Here is a 17,287-nt window from a genome sequence, read left to right on the forward strand (position 1 = left end):
CGGCGGGTCACATGTTCGACAGCGACCGGGCGTAGTTGACCTGGTTGTTGATGTGCTGCACCTGGACCTGGTTCGCGACGGGGATCCGGGCCACGTACTGCTGGGCGCCGTTCGTCACGGTGATCTGCACGGTGCCGTGGTGCCGGGTCTCCTTGATCAGCAGGAACAGCAGGCTGAAGAAGGTCAGGCAGAAGAAGCCGACGATGGCGCACACCACCGCCCAGGTGGCGGTCTTCTGCTCCTGCTGCCAGTGGTCGACGACGTGCCAGGAGGCGCCGGCGAGCGGCAGCACGCCGGCCGGCGTACGGATCACCGGCGGGCTCACCATGATCTCGCCGATCTGCACCGCCACCGCACCCTGCACGGGCGGCGGGTAGCCGGCCGGCAGCGCGCCGGGCTGCCCGGAGGCGGGCGCCATCACCGGCGGGTGCGGTCCCGGCCGGACCAGATCCGTACCGGGCGACGCCGCGTACGGCTCGGCCGGCGGGGCGGAGTAGGGCTGGGCCGGCGGTGCGGAGAACTGCGCGGTTACCGGCGGTGCGGAGTAGGGCGCGGCCGGCGGTGCGGAGAACTGCGCGGCTGCCGGCGGCGCGGAGTAGGGCTGGGCCGGCGGCGCGGAGTAGGGCTGGGCCGGCGGTGCGGAGTAGGGCTCGGCCGGTGGGGCGGAGTAGGGCTCGGCCGGTGGGGCGGAGTCCGGGCCCGGGACCGGCGGTGCGAGGTGGTGCGGCGTTGCCGGCGGCGCCTGGTGGCCGGTCGAGACCGGGGCGGACGCCCAGGGATCGATCGTCGGTTGCGGCTGGGTCGCCGGCTCCGAGGGTGGCAGCGGCATGGTGGGATCAGGGGTCACCGCGAACCCCCACGCAGGTTGATCATTAGCGGACCCTACAACGGGATCGGCGCGGCCGAGGAATCGCGGATCGTCCGTCCAGCACACCGGACCGGCGCGGCCGACCGTGCCGTTCGGGCGACGCTCAGGCGATGCCGTGCGACGCCGGTTCCGCGGCCCGGTCGGTGGGTCGCTCCGGCCCCACGCCCGCCAGCCGGCGGGCCTCCCGGCGGGCCACCCAGCCGTAGCCGAAGAGGGTCATCGCGGCGAAGATCCACCACTGCACGACGTAGCCGAAGTTCTGCCAGTTGTTGGTGTATCCGACCGGCACGTCCTTGAAGGTCGGGTCGGCCGCCGGGGTCTGCTCGTCCAGCAGTAGGTAAGCCCCGTACACCGGGTAGGGCAGCTCCTGGGCCAGCCGGGGCACGCCGATCCGCCGGGTCTCCAGCTTGCCGTCGCGCCGGGTGACGTTGACCGAGCCGCTCTCGCTCAGGTGCACCCGTCCCGTCACGGTGACCTCGCCGGTGGGGGCGGACGGCACCTCCGGCTGGACGGTCGCGTCGCCGCCCGGGGCCGGCGGGATCCAACCCCGGTCCACCAGCACGGCCGTGCCGTCGGCCAGCACGAGCGGGGTGACCACCTCGAAGCCGACCGTGCGCTCCACGGAGCGGCCCCGGACCAGGACGACGTTCGCGGAGTCGTACCGGCCGGTCACGGTGACCTTGGTCCAGGACCTGTCCTCGGCGGGTGCGGGGCCGGCCGTGCCGCTGCCGCCGGTCGGGGCGGGCAGCGCGTCGCGCAGCGGGACCGGGTCCATCCGCAGGCCGGCGTCGATCCGTTCGTTGATCGCCGTGCGCCCGTGGTAGCGGTCCAGTTGCCAGTTGCCGAGCAGCACCATCACGGCCGCGGCGACCAGGGTCAGCGCGAGGATGCCCAGCCAGCGCGGCGTCAGCAGGAACCGGTACACGACCACGAGGCTACCCCTGTGCTCCGGGCCACCCACCGCGGCGGGCCCGGTCCGCGCCGGGTCACCCGCCTCGGCGGACCCCGGCGCGCGCCGGATCACCCGCCTCGGCCGGCCCAGGCCCGCGCCGGATCGCCGGTCTCGACGGTCCCGGTCCGTCCCGGTCCGCCCCCGGCGCCGCGCGCCCGACAGGCCCGCTCGGTGGCGGCCACCCGCCGCCCGCGTCGGCTATCGTCACGCGGGCGGACCGCGCGGTCGGCCCGCCGCTGGGTTCCCCCGCCGCCCCGCAGGGAGTCGATGATGACCGTCGTGCCGCGCCTGGTGCTCAGCGCGCCGTCCTCCGGCCACGGCAAGAACGCACTGGCGATCGGGCTGCTCGCGGCGTTCGCCGACCGGGGCGTCGACGCCGCGGGGTTCAAGATCGGCACGGACCACGTCGACGCCGCGTACCCCGGGCTTGCCGCGGGCCACCCCGGCCGCACCCTCGACCCCCGGCTGGTCGGCGGCGCCGACCGGATCGCCCACGGGGCGTCGGGCGCCGGGCTCGCGCTGGTGCGGGGCAACATGAGGCTGTACGACAGCCTCGCCGGCCGTCCCGAGAGCGAGTCGACGGCCGCCGTGGCGACCTGGCGGGGTGTGCACGTCCCGCGGCTCACCGTGCACCGGGCGGCGTACCCGCGGCTCGCCGACCGGCTGGTCGACGCGGCGGTGGAGGCGGCGGCCGACCCCGCGACCGCCCGGCCCGGTGGGGTGCCCGCGTGATCGGCCAGGTGGCGGTGCGCCGATTCCCGGCGCTGACGGTCTCCACGCCCCGCACCGAGGTACGCGCGCTGACCGCCGCCGACGCGAAGGCCGCCGACGAGGTCTTCGCCGACCGGCAGACCCAGCGGTGGCTGCCGCTGGTCGACACGTCCGGCCAGATCGACGGCCTGGCCTGGTGCACCGACCTGGCGCGGCAGCGGCGCGACAGCGGCGACGGCGACCACTACGCGGTGGTGCGCCGGGAGGACGACCGGGTGGTCGGCTGCCTGTGGACCCGGCGCACCGACTGGGGCGCCCGGTGCACCGAGATCTCCTACGCGATGGCGGCGCACGCGCGGGGCTTCGGCCTGACCGCCGAGGCCGTCGACGCGCTCGCCATCGCGCTGATCCTCGAACACGGCTTCCAGCGGGTCGAGCTGCGCGTCGCCCCCCGGCAACCTGGCGTCCCGCCGGGTCGCCGAGAAGGCCGGCTTCAGCTACGAGGGCCTGCTGCGCAACGCCGGCTTCGTCCGGGGCGGCCGGGTCGACCTGGAGGTCTGGTCCTTCGTCGCCGCCGACCTCCGCTGACCCGCCCGCCCCCGCCCCGCGAGGGCGGGAGCGGCGGGCGGTGGTCAGCCGACGATGCGGTCCGAGGGCGGGGTGAACTGGCGGGTGGGTTGCCCCTTGAGCGCGTCGCGGAGGGTCTCCGCGACCGCGGCGATCGGGATCTGGGACTGGCCGTCGCCGACCGCGTTGAACGGGTTGTCCGGGTCGGAGATGAAGCTCGCCGCCGCCAGCTCCGGCGTGTAGCCGACGAACCAGGCCGACCGGGTGCTGTCGGTGGTGCCCGTCTTGCCCGCGACCGGCCGGCCGACCGTGCCCCGCACGCTGTCCGCCGTCGACCAGCCGCCGCAGCTTCCGCGGGCGGGGGTGTCGCCGGTCGGGCAGCGGGCGGCGTCGGTGGCGGCCCGGGCCGCGTCGGCGTTCACCACCTGCCGGCAGCGCGGCTTGGCGACCTCGCGCTCGATCCCGGAGGCGGTCTTCCAGGTGGTCGGCGTGCCGTCCCGGTTGTAGATCGCCTGCACGGGGATCGCTTCGCAGTACCGGCCGTCCGCGGCGATCGCGGCGTACGCGTTCGCCATCTCCAGCGGGGTGGCGTCGGAGACGCCCAGGGTGAACGCGCCCCACGTCTTCGCCTTGGCCGGGGACGCGTGCTCCCGGTCGACGTCGGTGCGCCACCGCAGCCCGAGCTGCTCGGCGAGGCGGACTCCCTTGTCGGCGCCGATCTGCTCCTCCAACCACACGAAGTACGTGTTCACCGACTTGCCGAAGCCGGACCACATGGTCTGGTTACCGGACATCGCGCCGCTGGCGTTCGACGGCGCCCAGCCGTTGTAGACCTCGGAGCGGTAGCGGTACGGGGCGTTGAACGAGGTGGACAGCGGCATGCCCTCGTTCAGCGCGGCCAGCATCGGGAACATCTTGAACGTCGACCCGGCCTGGTAGCCCGGCAGGTCGCCGCCGCCGAGCAGGGGCGCCACCGTGTTGGGGTAGTTCGCCTTGACGTTCGGCCCGGCCTCGGGGTTGGAGCTGGGCGGGTTCTCGTCCAGTTCCAGCGAGTACGTCCGGTTCACCGCCATCGCCTTCACCCGCCCGGTGCCGGGCTCGGCGACCACGATGCCGTTGGCGAACGGGCTCCCGGTGTTCTCCTTCGTGCCGACGTTCTTCTCGGCCGCCTCCTGGATCTTCGGGTCCATGCTGAGCACGATCCGGTAGCCGCCCCGGCGCAGCTTGTCCATCCGTTCCAGCCGGTTCTCCCCGAACGCGGGCTGCGCGCTCCACCAGTTCTTCAGGTAGTCGCAGGCGAAGCCCCAGCTGTTCCACTTCTCCGGCACCGACGCGCAGTCGTTCGGCGGGTAGGTCAGCTTCAGCCGGATCGGCTCGGTCTTGGTCCGCGCCACGTCGTTCGGCGAGAGGTAGCCGAGCTGGCCCATCCGGTCCAGCACGTAGTTGCGCCGGCCGGTGGCGTCCTTCTGGTCGGAGGTGGCCGGGTCGTACTCGGACGGGGACTTCACCAGCCCGGCGAGGGTCGCCGCCTCGACGGGCGTGAGGTCCTTCGGGGCCTTGGAGAAGAAGATCTCGCTGGCCGCGTAGATGCCGTACGCGCGGTGCCCGAAGTACGCGGAGTTGAGGTAGCGCTCGAGGATCTGCTCCTTGCTCAGCTCCTTCTCCAGGTCCAGCGCCATCCGCATCTCCCGGACCTTGCGCAGGCTGGTCTGCTGGGTGGCCTCCTGCACCTCCTTCGGCGTCTTCGCGCTGTCGCGCAGCGCCATCCGGACGTACTGCATGGTGAGGGTCGAGGCGCCCTGGGAGACGCCGTTGGAGCGGGCGTTTGCCACGAAGGCGCGGGCGACGCCCTTCGGGTCGACGCCCCGGTGCTGGTAGAAGCGGTTGTCCTCGGCGGCGACGATGGCCTGCTGCATGTTCGGCGAGATGTCCGCGAGCTTCGTGTACTGCCGGTACTCCTCGTAGAACATCGTCAGCACCGTCTTGCCGTCGGGCGCGTACAGGTACGACGTCTCGGCCGGCAGCGCGGTGGTGAGGATCTTCGTCTTGTGCTCCATGGCGTGCGCCGTGACCTTGGCGCCGATGCCGGTGGCGGCGGCCACCGGATACGCCACGGCGGCGACCACGATGCCGGCGATCAGCCCGGCGCGGAGGAGGGGAACGAGACGACCAGCGGCAGCAAGGGGTCGGTTGCTCACAGGGCCAAGTTATGACATTTCCGATTCGTACTTGAGAAATATTCATAAACGCCCGCGTGGTGACGCGTCCCACGCCGGGATCCGCTGTCCCGTGCGCCGCCTTCCCGGCAGGATCGCGGACATGCGTGGTCAGCCGACCGAGACCCTCCCCGCCGCCGGGCCCGAACGCGATCCTGCCGGGCCGGAACGCGATCCTGCCGGGCCGGAACGCGATCCTGCCGGGCCGGAACGCGATCCTGCCGGGCCCGAACGCGACCCGGCGGGGGTCGGGCCCGACTCCACGGGGGACGAGCCCGACCTCACCCACCACGGTGACGCCGAGGTGGGCGACGGGCTGGTCGACCTCGCCGTCAACGTGCGGCGGGACGCCATGCCGGACTGGCTGGCCGACCCGATCACCGCCGCGCTCGGCGACCTCGCCGCGTACCCCGATCCCGGGCCGGCGCGGGCCGCCGTCGCCGCCCGGCACGGCCGCCCGCCGGCCGAGGTGCTGCTGACCGCGGGCGCGGCCGAGGGCTTCGTGCTGCTGGCCCGGGCGCTGCACGGCGTACGCCGGCCGGTGGTGGTGCACCCGCAGTTCACCGAGCCGGAGGCGGCGCTGCGCGCGGCCGGGCACCAGGTGGAGCGGGTGCTGCTGCACGCGGACGACGACTTCCGGCTCGACCCGGCCCGGGTGCCCGCCGACGCCGACCTCGTCGTGATCGGCAACCCGACCAACCCCACCTCCGTGCTGCACCCCGCCGCCGACCTGGCCGCGCTGGCCCGACCCGGCCGGGTGCTGGTGGTCGACGAGGCGTTCGCCGACACGACCGTCGCGGCGGGGGTGGCCGGCGAACCGGAGTCCCTGGCCGCCCGGCGGGACCTGCCCGGCCTGGTGGTGGTCCGCAGCCTCACCAAGACCTGGGGACTGGCCGGCCTGCGGATCGGCTACCTGCTCGGCGAGGCCGCGCTGCTGGAGCGGCTGGCCGCGGCCCAGCCGCTGTGGGCCGTCTCCACGCCGGCCCTGGCCGCCGCGTCGGCCTGCGCCACGCCCGTCGCGGTCGAGGCCGAGCGCGCCATCGCCGCCCGGCTCGCCGCCGACCGCGATCACCTGGTCGCCCGCCTGTCGGCCCTGCCCGGCGTACGCGTCGCCGGCCGGCCCGCCAGCGCGTTCGTGCTCGTGCACCTGCCCGGGGCCGCCGAGGTGCGGACCGCCCTGCGGCAGCGCGGCTGGGCGGTGCGCCGGGGCGACACGTTCCCCGGTCTCGGGCCGGACTGGCTGCGGATCGCCGTGCGCGACCCGGCGACCACCGACGCGTTCACCGAGGTGTTGGCGGAGATCCTGGAGGCATGATGCTGGAGACCACGATCGCGGCGATCCGGCCGCCGGACGAGCCGGCGATGGCCGCCGCCCGTGAGTTGCAGGGGCGCCTGACCAAGCCGGCCGGCTCGCTCGGCGCCCTGGAGGAGCTCTCCGTACGCCTCGCCGGCCTGGCCGGGCACTGCCCGCCGCCGCTGCCGGAGCCGGCCGCGGTCGCGATCTTCGCCGGCGACCACGGCGTGCACGCCCAGGGGGTGACCCCCTGGCCGCAGGAGGTCACCGCGCAGATGATCGGGAACTTCCTGGCCGGCGGGGCGGTGGTCAACGCGTTCGCCCGGCAGGCCGGCGCCTCGGTCACCGTGGTCGACGTCGGCGTGGCCACCCCGCTGCCCGCCCCCGACGCACCGGCCGCGACGGACGCCGCCGGGACGGACGCCTCCGCGACGGGCGCCGCCGGCGCCGCACCGGCCCGTGACCTGCCCCGACTGGTCGCGGCGAACGTCCGAGCCGGCACCCGGGACCTGGCGGTCACGGCCGCGCTCACCCGGGACGAGGCCCGGGCGGCCGTGGAGACCGGCATCCGGGTGGCCGGCGAGCTGGTCGACGCGGGCGCGGGCATCCTGCTCACCGGGGACATGGGCATCGGCAACACGACGCCGGCCGCCGCCCTGATCGCCGCGTTCACCGGCATGGACCCGGCGGAGACGACCGGCCGGGGCACCGGGGTCGACGACCCGACGTACGCCCGCAAGGTGGACGTGGTGCGCGCCGCGCTGCGCCGACACGCCCCCGACCCGGCCGACCCGCTGGGCGTCCTGGCCGCCGTCGGCGGCCTGGAGCACGCCGCCCTGGCCGGGCTGATCCTGGGCGCCGCCGCCCGGCGGACCCCGGTCCTGCTGGACGGGGTCATCGCGGTCTCCGCGGCCCTCGCCGCGGCGGCCCTCGCCCCGCACGCCGTGGGCGCCATGGTGGCCGGGCACCGCTCCGCCGAGCCGGGCGCCACCGTCGCGCTGCGCCGGCTGGGGCTGGAGCCACTGATCGACCTCGGGCTGCGCCTCGGCGAGGGCACCGGCGCGCTGCTCGCGCTGCCGGTGGTCACCGGCGCGGTCCGGGTGCTGCACGAGGTCGCCACCTTCGACTCGGCCGGGGTGGCCGAGAAGTGAACGAGCGCAGCGAGCGAATCATCGGGCTCGGTAGCGTGGCGCCTCGCGCCGCCGGGAAGCGGAGCGAGGCGGCGGCGTGACCGGCAACCCGTACCCCCTCGGCCTGCGGCTCGCCGGCCGGCGGGTGGTCGTGGTGGGCGGGGGAGCGGTCGCGACCCGCCGGGTGCCCGCCCTGCTCGACGCCGGCGCGGACGTCTTCCTCGTCGCGCCGGAGCTGACCCCGGCGCTGCGGTCGCACGTCGACGCCGGACGGCTGCACTGGGCGCCACGCCGGTTCGCCCCCGACGACCTGGACGGCGCGTGGCTGGTCCAGGTCGCGGTCGACGACCCGCTCGCCGCCGCGTCGGTCAGCGCCGCCGCCGCCGAGCGCCGCATCTTCTGCGTACGCGCCGACGACCGGGCCGCCGCCACCGCCTGGACCCCGGCGGTGACCCGGCACGGGCCGGTGACCGTGGCCGTGCTCGGCGGTGGCGACCCGCGTCGGGCGATGGCCGTCCGCGACGCGATCCGCGACCTGCTGGATGTGAGGAAGGGCCCCCTATCAACGCCTGCGGTAGAGGAAGGGACCTTTTCTTACACCCGGGGCGGGCGGGTGGCGCTCGTCGGGGCCGGGCCCGGCGACCCGGAGCTGATCACCGTGAAGGGTTGGCGGCTGCTCACCGAGGCGGACGTGGTGGTCGCCGACCGGCTGGTGCCGGGGCTGCTCCTCGACGAGCTGCGCGCCGACGTGGAGCTCGTGGACGCCTCGAAGATCCCGTACGGGCCGTCCCGGGCCCAGGAGGAGATCAACCGGATCCTGGTGGACCGAGCCCTGGCCGGGAAGTTCGTGGTGCGGCTCAAGGGCGGCGACCCGTACGTCTTCGGCCGGGGCGGCGAGGAACTGCTGGCCTGCGCGGCGGCGGGCGTGCCGGTGACCGTGGTGCCCGGCGTGACCAGCTCCATCGCGGCGCCGGCCGCGGCTGGCATCCCGGTCACCCACCGGGCGGTGGCCCACGAGTTCACGGTGGTCTCCGGGCACGTCGCGCCCGACTCGCCGACCTCCCTGGTCCGCTGGGACGCGTTGGCCGGGCTGCGCGGCACGCTGGTCGTCCTGATGGGGCTGAAGAACCTCGCCGCGATCACCGCGACGCTGGTCGCCCACGGCCGCCCGGCCGAGACGCCGGCCGCGGTGGTGCAGGAGGCGACGACCGGCTCGCAGCGGGTGCTGCGCTCCACGCTCGGCGCGGTCGCCGCCGACGCGGTCGCCGCCGACCTGCGGCCGCCGGCCGTGGTGGTGGTGGGGGATGTGGTTCCGACCCTCGCCGGGGCTGGTCTTCAGGGATTTCCGGGGAGCCCGCTCGCTCCGGGCGGTCAGGCTTGATCCCTCCGCGAGCGGGCTCCCCGGAAATCCCCGGTGGGCGTCGTCCGTGGGGCGGGCTCGGGTCCGTTCGGGTCGAGTCTGATCTCGGCGGATGAGCGACGGCGGCCGGAGACTGGGTCTCCGGCCGCCGTCTTGGCTGGTCAGCTCACTGCTTGAGCATGTTGTCCAGCAGCAGGGCGCAGCGGATCAGGCCGAGGTGGCTGTACGCCTGCGGGTGGTTGCCCAGCCCCCGCTCGGCCAGCGGGTCGTACTGTTCGGGGAGCAGGCCGGTCGGGCCGGCGGTGTCCACCATCAGCGTGAACAGCTCCTCGGCGTCGGTACGCCGCCCGGTGCGCAGGTACGCCTCGATCAGCCACGCCGTGCAGATGTGGAAGCCGCCCTCGCGCCCCGGCAGGCCGTCGTCCCAGTGGTAGCGGTAGACGACCGGGCCGCTGCGCAGGTCCGCCTCGATCCGCAGCACCGTGGAGAGGAAGCGCGGGTCGTCGCCGGGGAGCAGGCCGGACAGCCCGATCCACAGCGAGGACGCGTCCATGTCCTCGTCCCCGTACGCGACGCTGTACGCCTCGACGGTCTCGTGCCAGCCGTACTCCAGCACGTTGGCGCCGATGCGGTCGCGCAGCTCCACCCACTCCGGCCGGTCCTCGCCGCCGTGCTGGCGTACGACGTGCAGCGCCCGGTCGACGGTCATCCAGCACATGACCTTGGAGAAGATGTGGTGCCGCGGGGGGAGGCGGGCCTCCCAGATGCCGTGGTCGGGCTCGTGCCAGCGGCGGCGGACCGCCTCGACCATGTTCTCCAGCACCCGCCACTCGTCCTCGCGGACCGAGCCCCGGGCGTCGGCGACGGCGGCGATCAGGTCCGCGATCGGGCCGAAGACGTCGAGCTGGAGCTGGTGGTTGGCGAGGTTGCCGACGCGGACCGGCCGGGAGCCGGCGTAGCCGGGCAACGTGTCGATGACCGCCTCGGCGCCCAGCTCGTAGCCGTCCACCGTGTAGAGCGGGTGCAGCCGCTCCGGGTGCCCGCCGGTGCGCTCCACGCAGCCGTCGACCCAGCGCAGCAGCGCCTCGGCCTCCTCCGTCGAGCCCAGGTCGACCAGCGCCCGCGCGGTCATCGCCGCGTCCCGCAGCCAGCAGTAGCGGTAGTCCCAGTTGCGGACGCCGCCCAGCTCCTCGGGCAGCGAGGTGGTCGCGGCGGCGAGGATCGAGCCGGTGGCCTCGTGGCAGAGCCCCCGCAGGGTCAGCGCGCTGCGGGCCACCATGTCCCGCGCGGTGCTGGGCAGCCGGAGCGAGGCGACCCAGTCCTTCCACGGCTGCTCGGCGAGGGCCTGCCGCTCGTGGACCGGCAGCCGGTGGTGTTCCAGGCTGTGCGTGCCGAAGCGCAGCTCCAGCACGACCTGCCCGCCGGCGGCGGAGAGGTCGACGACCGCCTTGGCCGTCTCGTAGTTGCCGCCGTCGCCGCTGACCTGCCACTCGACCCCGGGGGAGTAGAGCGCGACCGGCTCGTTGGAGCCGAGCACCAGCAGGCCGTCGCCGAGCGGCTGCAACTGCACCGCGACCTGGCCGAACTCGGGCCGGGGAGCGAACTCCAGCCGGACCCGGCCGGAGCCGGTGAGCACCCGGACGAGGGTCGAGTCGCCGGTGATGACGGCCGGGCCGTCCGGCGTGGTCTCGGTGGCCGGCTTGTCCAGCCAGTCGGTGACGGTCAGGCCCGACCACCGGGTCTCGACGGTCATCGTGCCCGAGCGGTAGCGCTGGCCGAGCGGGATGCCCCCGCGCTCCGGGGCGACGCTGAAGTGCCCGGCCGGGCTGCCGCCGACCAGGTCGGCGAAGATCGCCGCCGAGTCCGGCTTGGGGTGGCAGAGCCAGGTGACCTTGGCCTCGGGGGTGAGCAGGGCCACCGTGCGGCCGTTGGCCAGCATCGAGTGACGCTCGATCGGCACCGCCCGCTCGCCGAAGAGCCAGTGCCGGCGGGTCTCGAGCAGCAGGCCGAGGGCCCGGGCGGCCTCGATCGGGTCGGCCACCCGGTAGCCGGCCTGGGTGTCGCCGGGGCCGATCTTGATGCCGACGTCCGGCCCGTGCAGGTTGCCGAAGGCGTTCTCGTCGGTGACGTCGTCGCCGATGAACAGCACCGCGCTGGCGGAGAGCTGGGTGCGTAGCTGGTCGACGGCCGTGCCCTTGTGGGTGGCGACCACCGACAGCTCGATGACCTCCTTGCCCTGGGTGACGGTGACGTCGTCCCAGGTGGCGGGGCCGGTGCGGACCGCCTCGATGGCGGCGGCGGCGACCTGCGGGTCGACCCCGCGGGTGTGCACCGCGACGCTCGCCGGCTTGCGCTCCAGCCGGATGCCCGGGTGGGCCGTGGCGATCTCGCGCAGCGCGTCGCGCAGCCGGGTGCGCACGGCGATCAGCTCGGGGGAGAGCCGCTCGACGAAGCCGATGTCGAACTCGGAGCCGTGGCTGCCGACCAGGTGTACCTCGCTGGGCAGCCGGGAGAGCGCGGCCAGGTCGCGCAGGGCCCGCCCGGAGACCACCGCCACGGTGGTCTGGGGCAGGGCGGCCAGCGCCCGGACGGCGGCCACCGACTCCGGCAGTGGTACGGCCTTGCTCGGGTCCTCCACGATCGGCGCCAGGGTGCCGTCGTAGTCGCAGGCGATCAGGAGCTGCGGCACCCGGGCGATCCGGCCGATGGCGGCGCGCAGCTCCGGGTCCATCGTGCCCGCCGCGGGCGTGACGATGTCGCTCACGGCGTTCACGCTTCCTCCGCCTCGGGCACACCGAGCTCGGTGAGGAAGGACTTGGCCCAGTGCCCCACGTCGTGGGTGCGTAGATGGCGTTGCATAGTCCGCATTCTGCGGCGGGCCTCCGGCTTCTCGACATGCACGGCCCGCAGCAGGGCGTCCTTGACCGCGTCGGGGTCGTGCGGGTTGCACAGGAACGCCTGACGCAGCTCGGTGGCCGCGCCGGCGAACTCACTGAGCACGAGCGCACCGCCCTGGTCGGCGCGTGATGCGACGTACTCCTTGGCCACCAGATTCATTCCGTCTCGGAGCGGGGTCACCATCATCACGTCGGCAGCGGCGTACATCGCGGCCAGTTCAGTGCGACTGTACGACTGATGCAGATAATGCACCGCCGGCACGCCGACCCTGCCGAATTCGCCATTAATCCGACCAACTTCCCGCTCCACCTTGACGCGAAGCGCCTGGTAGTGCTCGACCCGCTCGCGGCTGGGCGTGGCCACCTGCACCATAACCGCGTCCGGGACTGTCAACTTTCCGTCAGCGAGCAACTCGCGGAAGGCCTTGAGCCGCAACTCGATGCCCTTGGTGTAGTCGAGCCGGTCGACGCCCAGGACGATCGTCTTCGGGTTGCCCAGCTCCTCGCGGATCTCCTTCGCGCGGGCCTGGATCGCCGGGTCGGCGGCCAGCCGCTCCATCTCCTTGGTGTCGATCGAGATGGGGAACGCGCCGGCCTTCACCTGGCGGTCGTCGACCTGGATCATCTGGCCCTCGTAGCGCAGCCCGAGCAGGTGCCGGGCCAGCCGGACGAAGTTCTGCGCGGCGAGCCGCTGCTGGAACCCGACCAGGTCCGCGCCGAGCAGGCCGCGCAGGATCTCGGTGCGGAACGGCATCTGCATGAACAGCTCGATCGGCGGGAACGGGATGTGCAGGAAGAAGCCGATCCGCAGGTCGGGCCGCAGCTCGCGGAGCATCGCCGGGACGAGCTGGAGCTGGTAGTCCTGTACCCAGACCGTCGCCCCCTCGGCCGCGACCTCCGCCGCGGCCTCCGCGAACCGGGCGTTGACCAGGCGGTACGCCTCCCGCCAGCGGCGCTTGTAGGCCGGCGTCTCCACCGCGTCGTGGTAGAGCGGCCAGATCGTCGCGTTGGACTGGCCCTCGTAGTAGCGCTCCAGCTCCTCCGCGCTCAGCGGCACCGGGTGCAGCCGGATCCCCTCCAGGTCGAACGGCTCGGGGGCGGCGCCGGTGCCGCCGGCCCAGCCGACCCAGGTGCCCTTGTGCTCGGCCAGCACGGGGTGCAGCGCGGTGACCAGCCCGCCGGGGCTGCGCCGCCACTGCCGTCCTTCGGGCGTGCTCACCTCGTCGACCGGCAGTCGGTTCGCCACTACGACAAAGGAGCTGCGGACGGTCACGTTCGGACACCTCCGGGTGCTGTCGGGTCAACCGCGAATGAGCGTACTGAGCCTAGCTGCGGCGTCTGGGCCCCCGTGCCGGAGTCACCTACCCGCGCCACGTCGACCCAACCCCGTACGTGATCTTGTCGACAGTGCCGGCCGCCGCGGCGGCGGCGACGCGGCGCGCCCGGCCGGCCGGGCGGGGTGATGTGGGCGCGGTGCCGCGTACCTGTCAGGATTGACGACGGCGTGCGTGCGGCCGGCCACCGGCCGGCGGCGGCGGGCGGAGGTCGCAGCCCGCGCCCGCGCCCGCCGACCCCAGTCGCAACCTACGGAGGTAGCCCGCACCGTGGCCCAGTACATCTACGTCCTGGAAAAGGCGCGCAAGGCGCACGGCGACAAGGTCGTGCTCGACAACGTGACGCTGAGCTTCCTCCCGGGGGCCAAGATCGGTGTGGTCGGTCCGAACGGCGCCGGTAAGTCCAGCCTCCTCAAGATCATGGCAGGGTGGGACCGGCCGAGCAACGGCGAGGCCCGGCTCATGCCCGGCTACACCGTGGGCATGCTGGCCCAGGAGCCGCCGCTGAACGACGCCAAGACCGTCCTGGGCAACGTCGAGGAGGCGGTCGCGGAGACCAAGGCCAAGCTCGAGCGGTTCAACGCCATCGCCGAGCAGATGGCGACCGACTACTCCGACGAGCTGATGGAGGAGATGGGCCGGCTCCAGGAGGAGCTGGACAACGCCGACGCGTGGGACATCGACTCCAAGCTCGAGCTGGCCATGGACGCGCTGCGCTGCCCGCCGCCGGACGCCGACGTCACCAAGCTCTCCGGTGGCGAGCGCCGGCGGGTCGCGCTCTGCAAGCTGTTGCTGGAGGCGCCCGACCTGCTGCTGCTCGACGAGCCCACCAACCACCTGGACGCGGAGAGCGTGCAGTGGCTGGAGCAGCACCTGGCCAAGTACGCCGGCACGGTCATCGCGATCACCCACGACCGGTACTTCCTCGACAACGTGGCCGGCTGGATCCTGGAACTGGACCGCGGTCGGGCCATCGGCTACCAGGGCAACTACTCCACCTACCTGGAGAAGAAGGCCGCCCGGATGGCCGTCGAGGGGCGCCGCGACGCCAAGATGAAGAAGCGCCTCGACGAGGAGCTGGAGTGGGTCCGCTCCAACGCCAAGGCCCGGCAGACCAAGTCCAAGGCCCGGCTCGAGCGGTACGAGGAGATGGCCACCGCGGCGGAGCAGACCCGCAAGCTGGACTTCGAGGAGATCCAGATCCCGCCGGGTCCCCGCCTGGGCAGCACGGTGATCGAGGTCAACGGCCTGGTCAAGGCGTTCGGCGACCGGGTGCTGATCGACGGCCTGTCGTTCTCGCTGCCGCGCAACGGCATCGTCGGCGTGATCGGCCCGAACGGCGTCGGCAAGACCACCCTGTTCAAGACCATCGTCGGGCTGGAGGAGCCGACCTCCGGCTCGGTCAAGGTCGGCGACACCGTCTCGCTGTCGTACGTCGACCAGAGCCGGGCCGGCCTGGCGGGGGACAGGACGGTCTGGGAGACGGTCTCCGACGGGCTGGACCACCTGCTGGTCGGCAAGGTCGAGATGCCGTCCCGCGCGTACATCGCGGCGTTCGGCTTCAAGGGCCCGGACCAGCAGAAGCCGACCAAGGTGCTCTCCGGCGGCGAGCGCAACCGGCTCAACCTGGCGCTGACGCTGAAGATCGGCGGCAACGTGATCCTGCTCGACGAGCCGACCAACGACCTCGACGTCGAGACGCTCGGCAGCCTGGAGAACGCGCTGCTGGAGTTCCCCGGCTGCGCCGTGGTCATCTCCCACGACCGGATGTTCCTCGACCGGGTCGCCACGCACATCCTGGCCTGGGAGGGCGACGACGAGAACCCGGCCAGGTGGTTCTGGTTCGAGGGCAACTTCGAGGCGTACGAGAAGAACAAGGTCGACCGGCTCGGCGCCGAGGCGGCCCGCCCGCACCGGGTGACCTACCGCAAGCTGACCCGCGACTGACGTGGCGGACCGATTCGTCTACCACTGCACCCTGCGGTGGTCGGACCTGGACGCGTACGGCCACGTCAACAACTCGCGCTTCCTCACCCTCTACGAGGAGGCGCGGGTGGCGTTGATGTTCGCCGGCGGCCGGGCGTGGGGGGTGGGCTCGTTCGCCGACGGGGTCGTGATCCGTCGGCACGAGGTCGACTACCTGCGCCCGGTCGACTACGCCCTCGGCCGGGCCACCGCCGAGACGGCGCCGACCGTGCGCATCGAGCTGTGGGTCGAGGAGATCCGGGCCGGGTCGTTCACGGTCGCCTACGAGCTGTACGACGGCGACGTGCTGGCCAGCCGCGCCCGCTCCGTGCTGGTGCCGTTCGACCTGAGCCGGCAGACGCCCCGGCGGGTCAGCCCGGAGGAGCGCGAGTTCCTGCTCTCGTACGCGCCGCAGGGCGGGCCGGCGTGACGGGGGCCGGGGGACCGGCCCCCGCCCCGGCGGGCGCGGCCGGCGGCGGGCACGGGATCGTGGACGTGGCCGACGCGGGGGCCTTCCTCGCCCGCCTGGTGCGGCTGGACCGGGACGCGCCGGTGCGACTGCGGCCGACGGGCGCGGCGGGGCGTACGGCCCTCTGGGGGCACCTGCCGTGGGGGGTGCTGGCCGTCCGCACCGTGGCCGGCGACGGCCCCGGCGACGTCACGGTCGCGGCCGGCGAGCTGCTCGCCGAGCTGGCGGCCGGCGGCGGGGCGCTGCCCCGCCGCCGGGACGAGCGGTGGCGCTGGCCGCTGCCGCCCCCGGCGAGCCGCCGGGTGGAGACGCTGCCGGCGGCGGAGCTGCGGCGGATCGCCGCGGCGGCGGCCGGCACCCTGCGCGACGCCGCCGCGCACGGCGTGGCCGGCCGCGCGGTCGGCCAGCGGGCGCTGCGCGATGCCCTGCTCGACCACGTGCCGGTGGTGGTCTCTCCGGACGACCCGCCCGGCGAGCCGGTCGAGGTGACCCAGCGGATGGTCCAGGGGTTGGTCCGGATGGGCTTCCTCGGCGCCGCCGGAGGGGCCGCCGGCGCGCCCGACGCGGGCGACGTCCAGGTGCGCGCGATCAGCCGTTGGGTCGGACTCGTGGGACCTTACGGAGCGATCTGGTCGCAGAAGGCTACGGATCTTGCCCTGCGGCCCCTCTGATGTCACCCGTTCGGACGACCCATGGTCATTCTTCTGTCCTGGTGCTGTCGTTGGGGGGGTGCCTCAACCCGGCTGTCCGGGTACCGTCCATGCTCGGATCCAACGCACCGTAGGCGGCTGGATCCGCTGGGGAGTGAGGTGCGCGAACGATGCCGTGGTGGTCATGGCGCCCTGGTCCCGCCAATGGCGGCGGTGATTCGGAAAGTCGGAGCGGGATCACAGTGGAGGGCACCGTCCGGGTCGGGCCACCGGCCCCCCGTCAACCAGGAGACGACTGTCCGGCGGCCGAGCGGGCCGTGATGGCGGACATGCCGGCCACCGTCGAGCCGGTCACTCTGCGCCGCGTCTGCGACGCGCTCGACCTGCTCGACGTGCGCTACCTGGCCGACGGCGACGGGAACCTGCTGGCCATGTGGGAACGGCACGCGGTGCTGGTCACCCTGGAGGGTCCCGAGGACGAGATCCTGGTGATGCGGGCCCGTCCACACGCGACGGTGCCGCCCGACTGGGCCGACCGGGCCTACCGGGTGGTCAACGAGTGGAACCACACCCGCCGATTCTGCAAGGCCTACATCGGTGACCCGACCGAGCGCGGGCAGTTGCCGATCTACGCGGAGTTGCAGGTGCCGTTCGGCGCCGGAGCGCACGACGCGCTCCTGGTCGAGATGCTCGACTGCGGCGCGGCGGTCGCCACCAGCTTCGTGGACTGGCTGCACGACGAGGGCGCCCTGCTCTGAGCCGAGGTCGTCCTGCCCGCCGCCGAGGCGGCCGTGCGCTGAGCGGAGGTCGCGGTGCGCCGAGCCGGGGCCGTACGCGCAGGCGGGCCTGCCCGTAGCCGGCCGCCGCTGCCGGC

At 74.0% G+C, this 17,287-nt stretch carries 13 protein-coding genes and 1 pseudogene; 9 read left to right on the plus strand and 5 right to left on the minus strand.

Annotated features, from left to right (window positions below; translation table 11 throughout):
- Window positions 1-7: 7 nt before the first annotated feature.
- On the minus strand, window positions 8-847 hold the full coding sequence (locus ACFY23_RS28485) for a hypothetical protein (protein ID WP_350819600.1): 840 nt from the start codon (window positions 845-847) through the stop codon (window positions 8-10).
- Window positions 848-971: 124 nt separating this feature from the next.
- Window positions 972-1,799 carry an SURF1 family protein gene (locus tag ACFY23_RS28490; protein ID WP_350686120.1) on the minus strand — a complete coding sequence of 276 codons (828 nt, stop codon included), beginning with the start codon at window positions 1,797-1,799 and terminating at the stop codon, window positions 972-974.
- Between the two features lie 291 nt (window positions 1,800-2,090).
- Between ACFY23_RS28490 and ACFY23_RS28495 the strand changes: the two genes are divergently transcribed.
- Entirely contained in the window at window positions 2,091-2,552 is a 462-nt protein-coding gene (locus tag ACFY23_RS28495; RefSeq protein ID WP_350685329.1) for a hypothetical protein, read from the plus strand.
- 14 nt (window positions 2,553-2,566) lie between these two features.
- Window positions 2,567-2,926, plus strand: a pseudogene (locus ACFY23_RS28500) (GNAT family N-acetyltransferase); the annotation flags it as partial.
- Window positions 2,927-3,163: 237 nt separating this feature from the next.
- On the opposite strand, the gene ACFY23_RS28505 reads toward ACFY23_RS28500, so the two are convergent.
- Window positions 3,164-5,296 (minus strand): transglycosylase domain-containing protein, encoded by a 2,133-nt coding sequence (locus ACFY23_RS28505; RefSeq protein ID WP_350685331.1) that lies wholly within the window; start codon window positions 5,294-5,296, stop codon window positions 3,164-3,166.
- A gap of 121 nt (window positions 5,297-5,417) precedes the next feature.
- On the opposite strand from ACFY23_RS28505, the gene cobC reads away from it, so the two are divergent.
- From cobC to cobA, 3 genes are all read left to right on the plus strand, one after another.
- Window positions 5,418-6,629, plus strand: a complete 1,212-nt coding sequence (gene cobC / locus ACFY23_RS28510; protein WP_350685332.1) for an Rv2231c family pyridoxal phosphate-dependent protein CobC — start codon at window positions 5,418-5,420, stop codon at window positions 6,627-6,629.
- Window positions 6,630-6,676: 47 nt separating this feature from the next.
- A complete protein-coding gene (locus tag ACFY23_RS28515; RefSeq protein WP_387038841.1) occupies window positions 6,677-7,759 on the plus strand; it encodes a nicotinate-nucleotide--dimethylbenzimidazole phosphoribosyltransferase in 1,083 nt (360 codons plus the stop codon).
- Window positions 7,760-7,835: 76 nt separating this feature from the next.
- Window positions 7,836-9,119 (plus strand): uroporphyrinogen-III C-methyltransferase, encoded by a 1,284-nt coding sequence (gene cobA / locus ACFY23_RS28520; RefSeq protein WP_350685333.1) that lies wholly within the window; start codon window positions 7,836-7,838, stop codon window positions 9,117-9,119.
- A 145-nt stretch (window positions 9,120-9,264) separates the two neighbouring features.
- On the opposite strand, the gene otsB is transcribed toward cobA, so the two are convergent.
- On the minus strand, window positions 9,265-11,829 hold the full coding sequence (otsB, locus tag ACFY23_RS28525; protein ID WP_387038844.1) for a trehalose-phosphatase: 2,565 nt from the start codon (window positions 11,827-11,829) through the stop codon (window positions 9,265-9,267).
- A gap of 38 nt (window positions 11,830-11,867) precedes the next feature.
- Window positions 11,868-13,268, minus strand: a complete 1,401-nt coding sequence (locus ACFY23_RS28530; protein ID WP_350685336.1) for a trehalose-6-phosphate synthase — start codon at window positions 13,266-13,268, stop codon at window positions 11,868-11,870.
- Window positions 13,269-13,599: 331 nt separating this feature from the next.
- Between ACFY23_RS28530 and ettA the strand changes: the two genes are divergently transcribed.
- The 4 genes from ettA (at window position 13,600) to ACFY23_RS28550 (ending at window position 17,171) form a co-directional block, all read left to right on the plus strand.
- Entirely contained in the window at window positions 13,600-15,276 is a 1,677-nt protein-coding gene (gene ettA / locus ACFY23_RS28535; protein WP_350685337.1) for an energy-dependent translational throttle protein EttA, read from the plus strand.
- 1 nt (window position 15,277) lies between these two features.
- Complete coding sequence (locus tag ACFY23_RS28540; protein WP_350685339.1) at window positions 15,278-15,724, plus strand: thioesterase family protein; 447 nt, start codon at window positions 15,278-15,280, stop codon at window positions 15,722-15,724.
- Window positions 15,721-16,434: a hypothetical protein gene (locus tag ACFY23_RS28545; RefSeq protein WP_350819602.1), complete on the plus strand. Its 714-nt coding sequence runs from the start codon at window positions 15,721-15,723 to the stop codon at window positions 16,432-16,434. The genes ACFY23_RS28540 and ACFY23_RS28545 overlap by 4 nt, the downstream gene beginning before the upstream one ends.
- Before the next feature lie 149 nt (window positions 16,435-16,583).
- The gene (locus ACFY23_RS28550) at window positions 16,584-17,171 is read left to right on the plus strand and encodes a YbjN domain-containing protein (RefSeq protein ID WP_350686605.1); all 588 of its coding nucleotides are present in this window, start codon (window positions 16,584-16,586) and stop codon (window positions 17,169-17,171) included.
- The last annotated feature ends 116 nt before the right edge of the window (window positions 17,172-17,287 follow it).

Source organism: Micromonospora sp. NPDC000121 (assembly GCF_042899165.1).
Classification (GTDB): domain Bacteria; phylum Actinomycetota; class Actinomycetes; order Mycobacteriales; family Micromonosporaceae; genus Micromonospora.

Bases quoted from the DNA above. Each gene is read 5' to 3' on its own strand.
- cobC (WP_350685332.1), top strand. From the start codon at position 5,418: ATGCGTGGTCAGCCGACCGAGACCCTCCCCGCCGCCGGGCCCGAACGC.
- otsB (WP_387038844.1), bottom strand. From the start codon at position 11,829: ATGGACCCGGAGCTGCGCGCCGCCATCGGCCGGATCGCCCGGGTGCCG.
- ACFY23_RS28495 (WP_350685329.1), top strand. From the start codon at position 2,091: ATGACCGTCGTGCCGCGCCTGGTGCTCAGCGCGCCGTCCTCCGGCCAC.
- ACFY23_RS28550 (WP_350686605.1), top strand. From the start codon at position 16,584: ATGCCGTGGTGGTCATGGCGCCCTGGTCCCGCCAATGGCGGCGGTGAT.
- ACFY23_RS28515 (WP_387038841.1), top strand. From the start codon at position 6,677: ATGGCCGCCGCCCGTGAGTTGCAGGGGCGCCTGACCAAGCCGGCCGGC.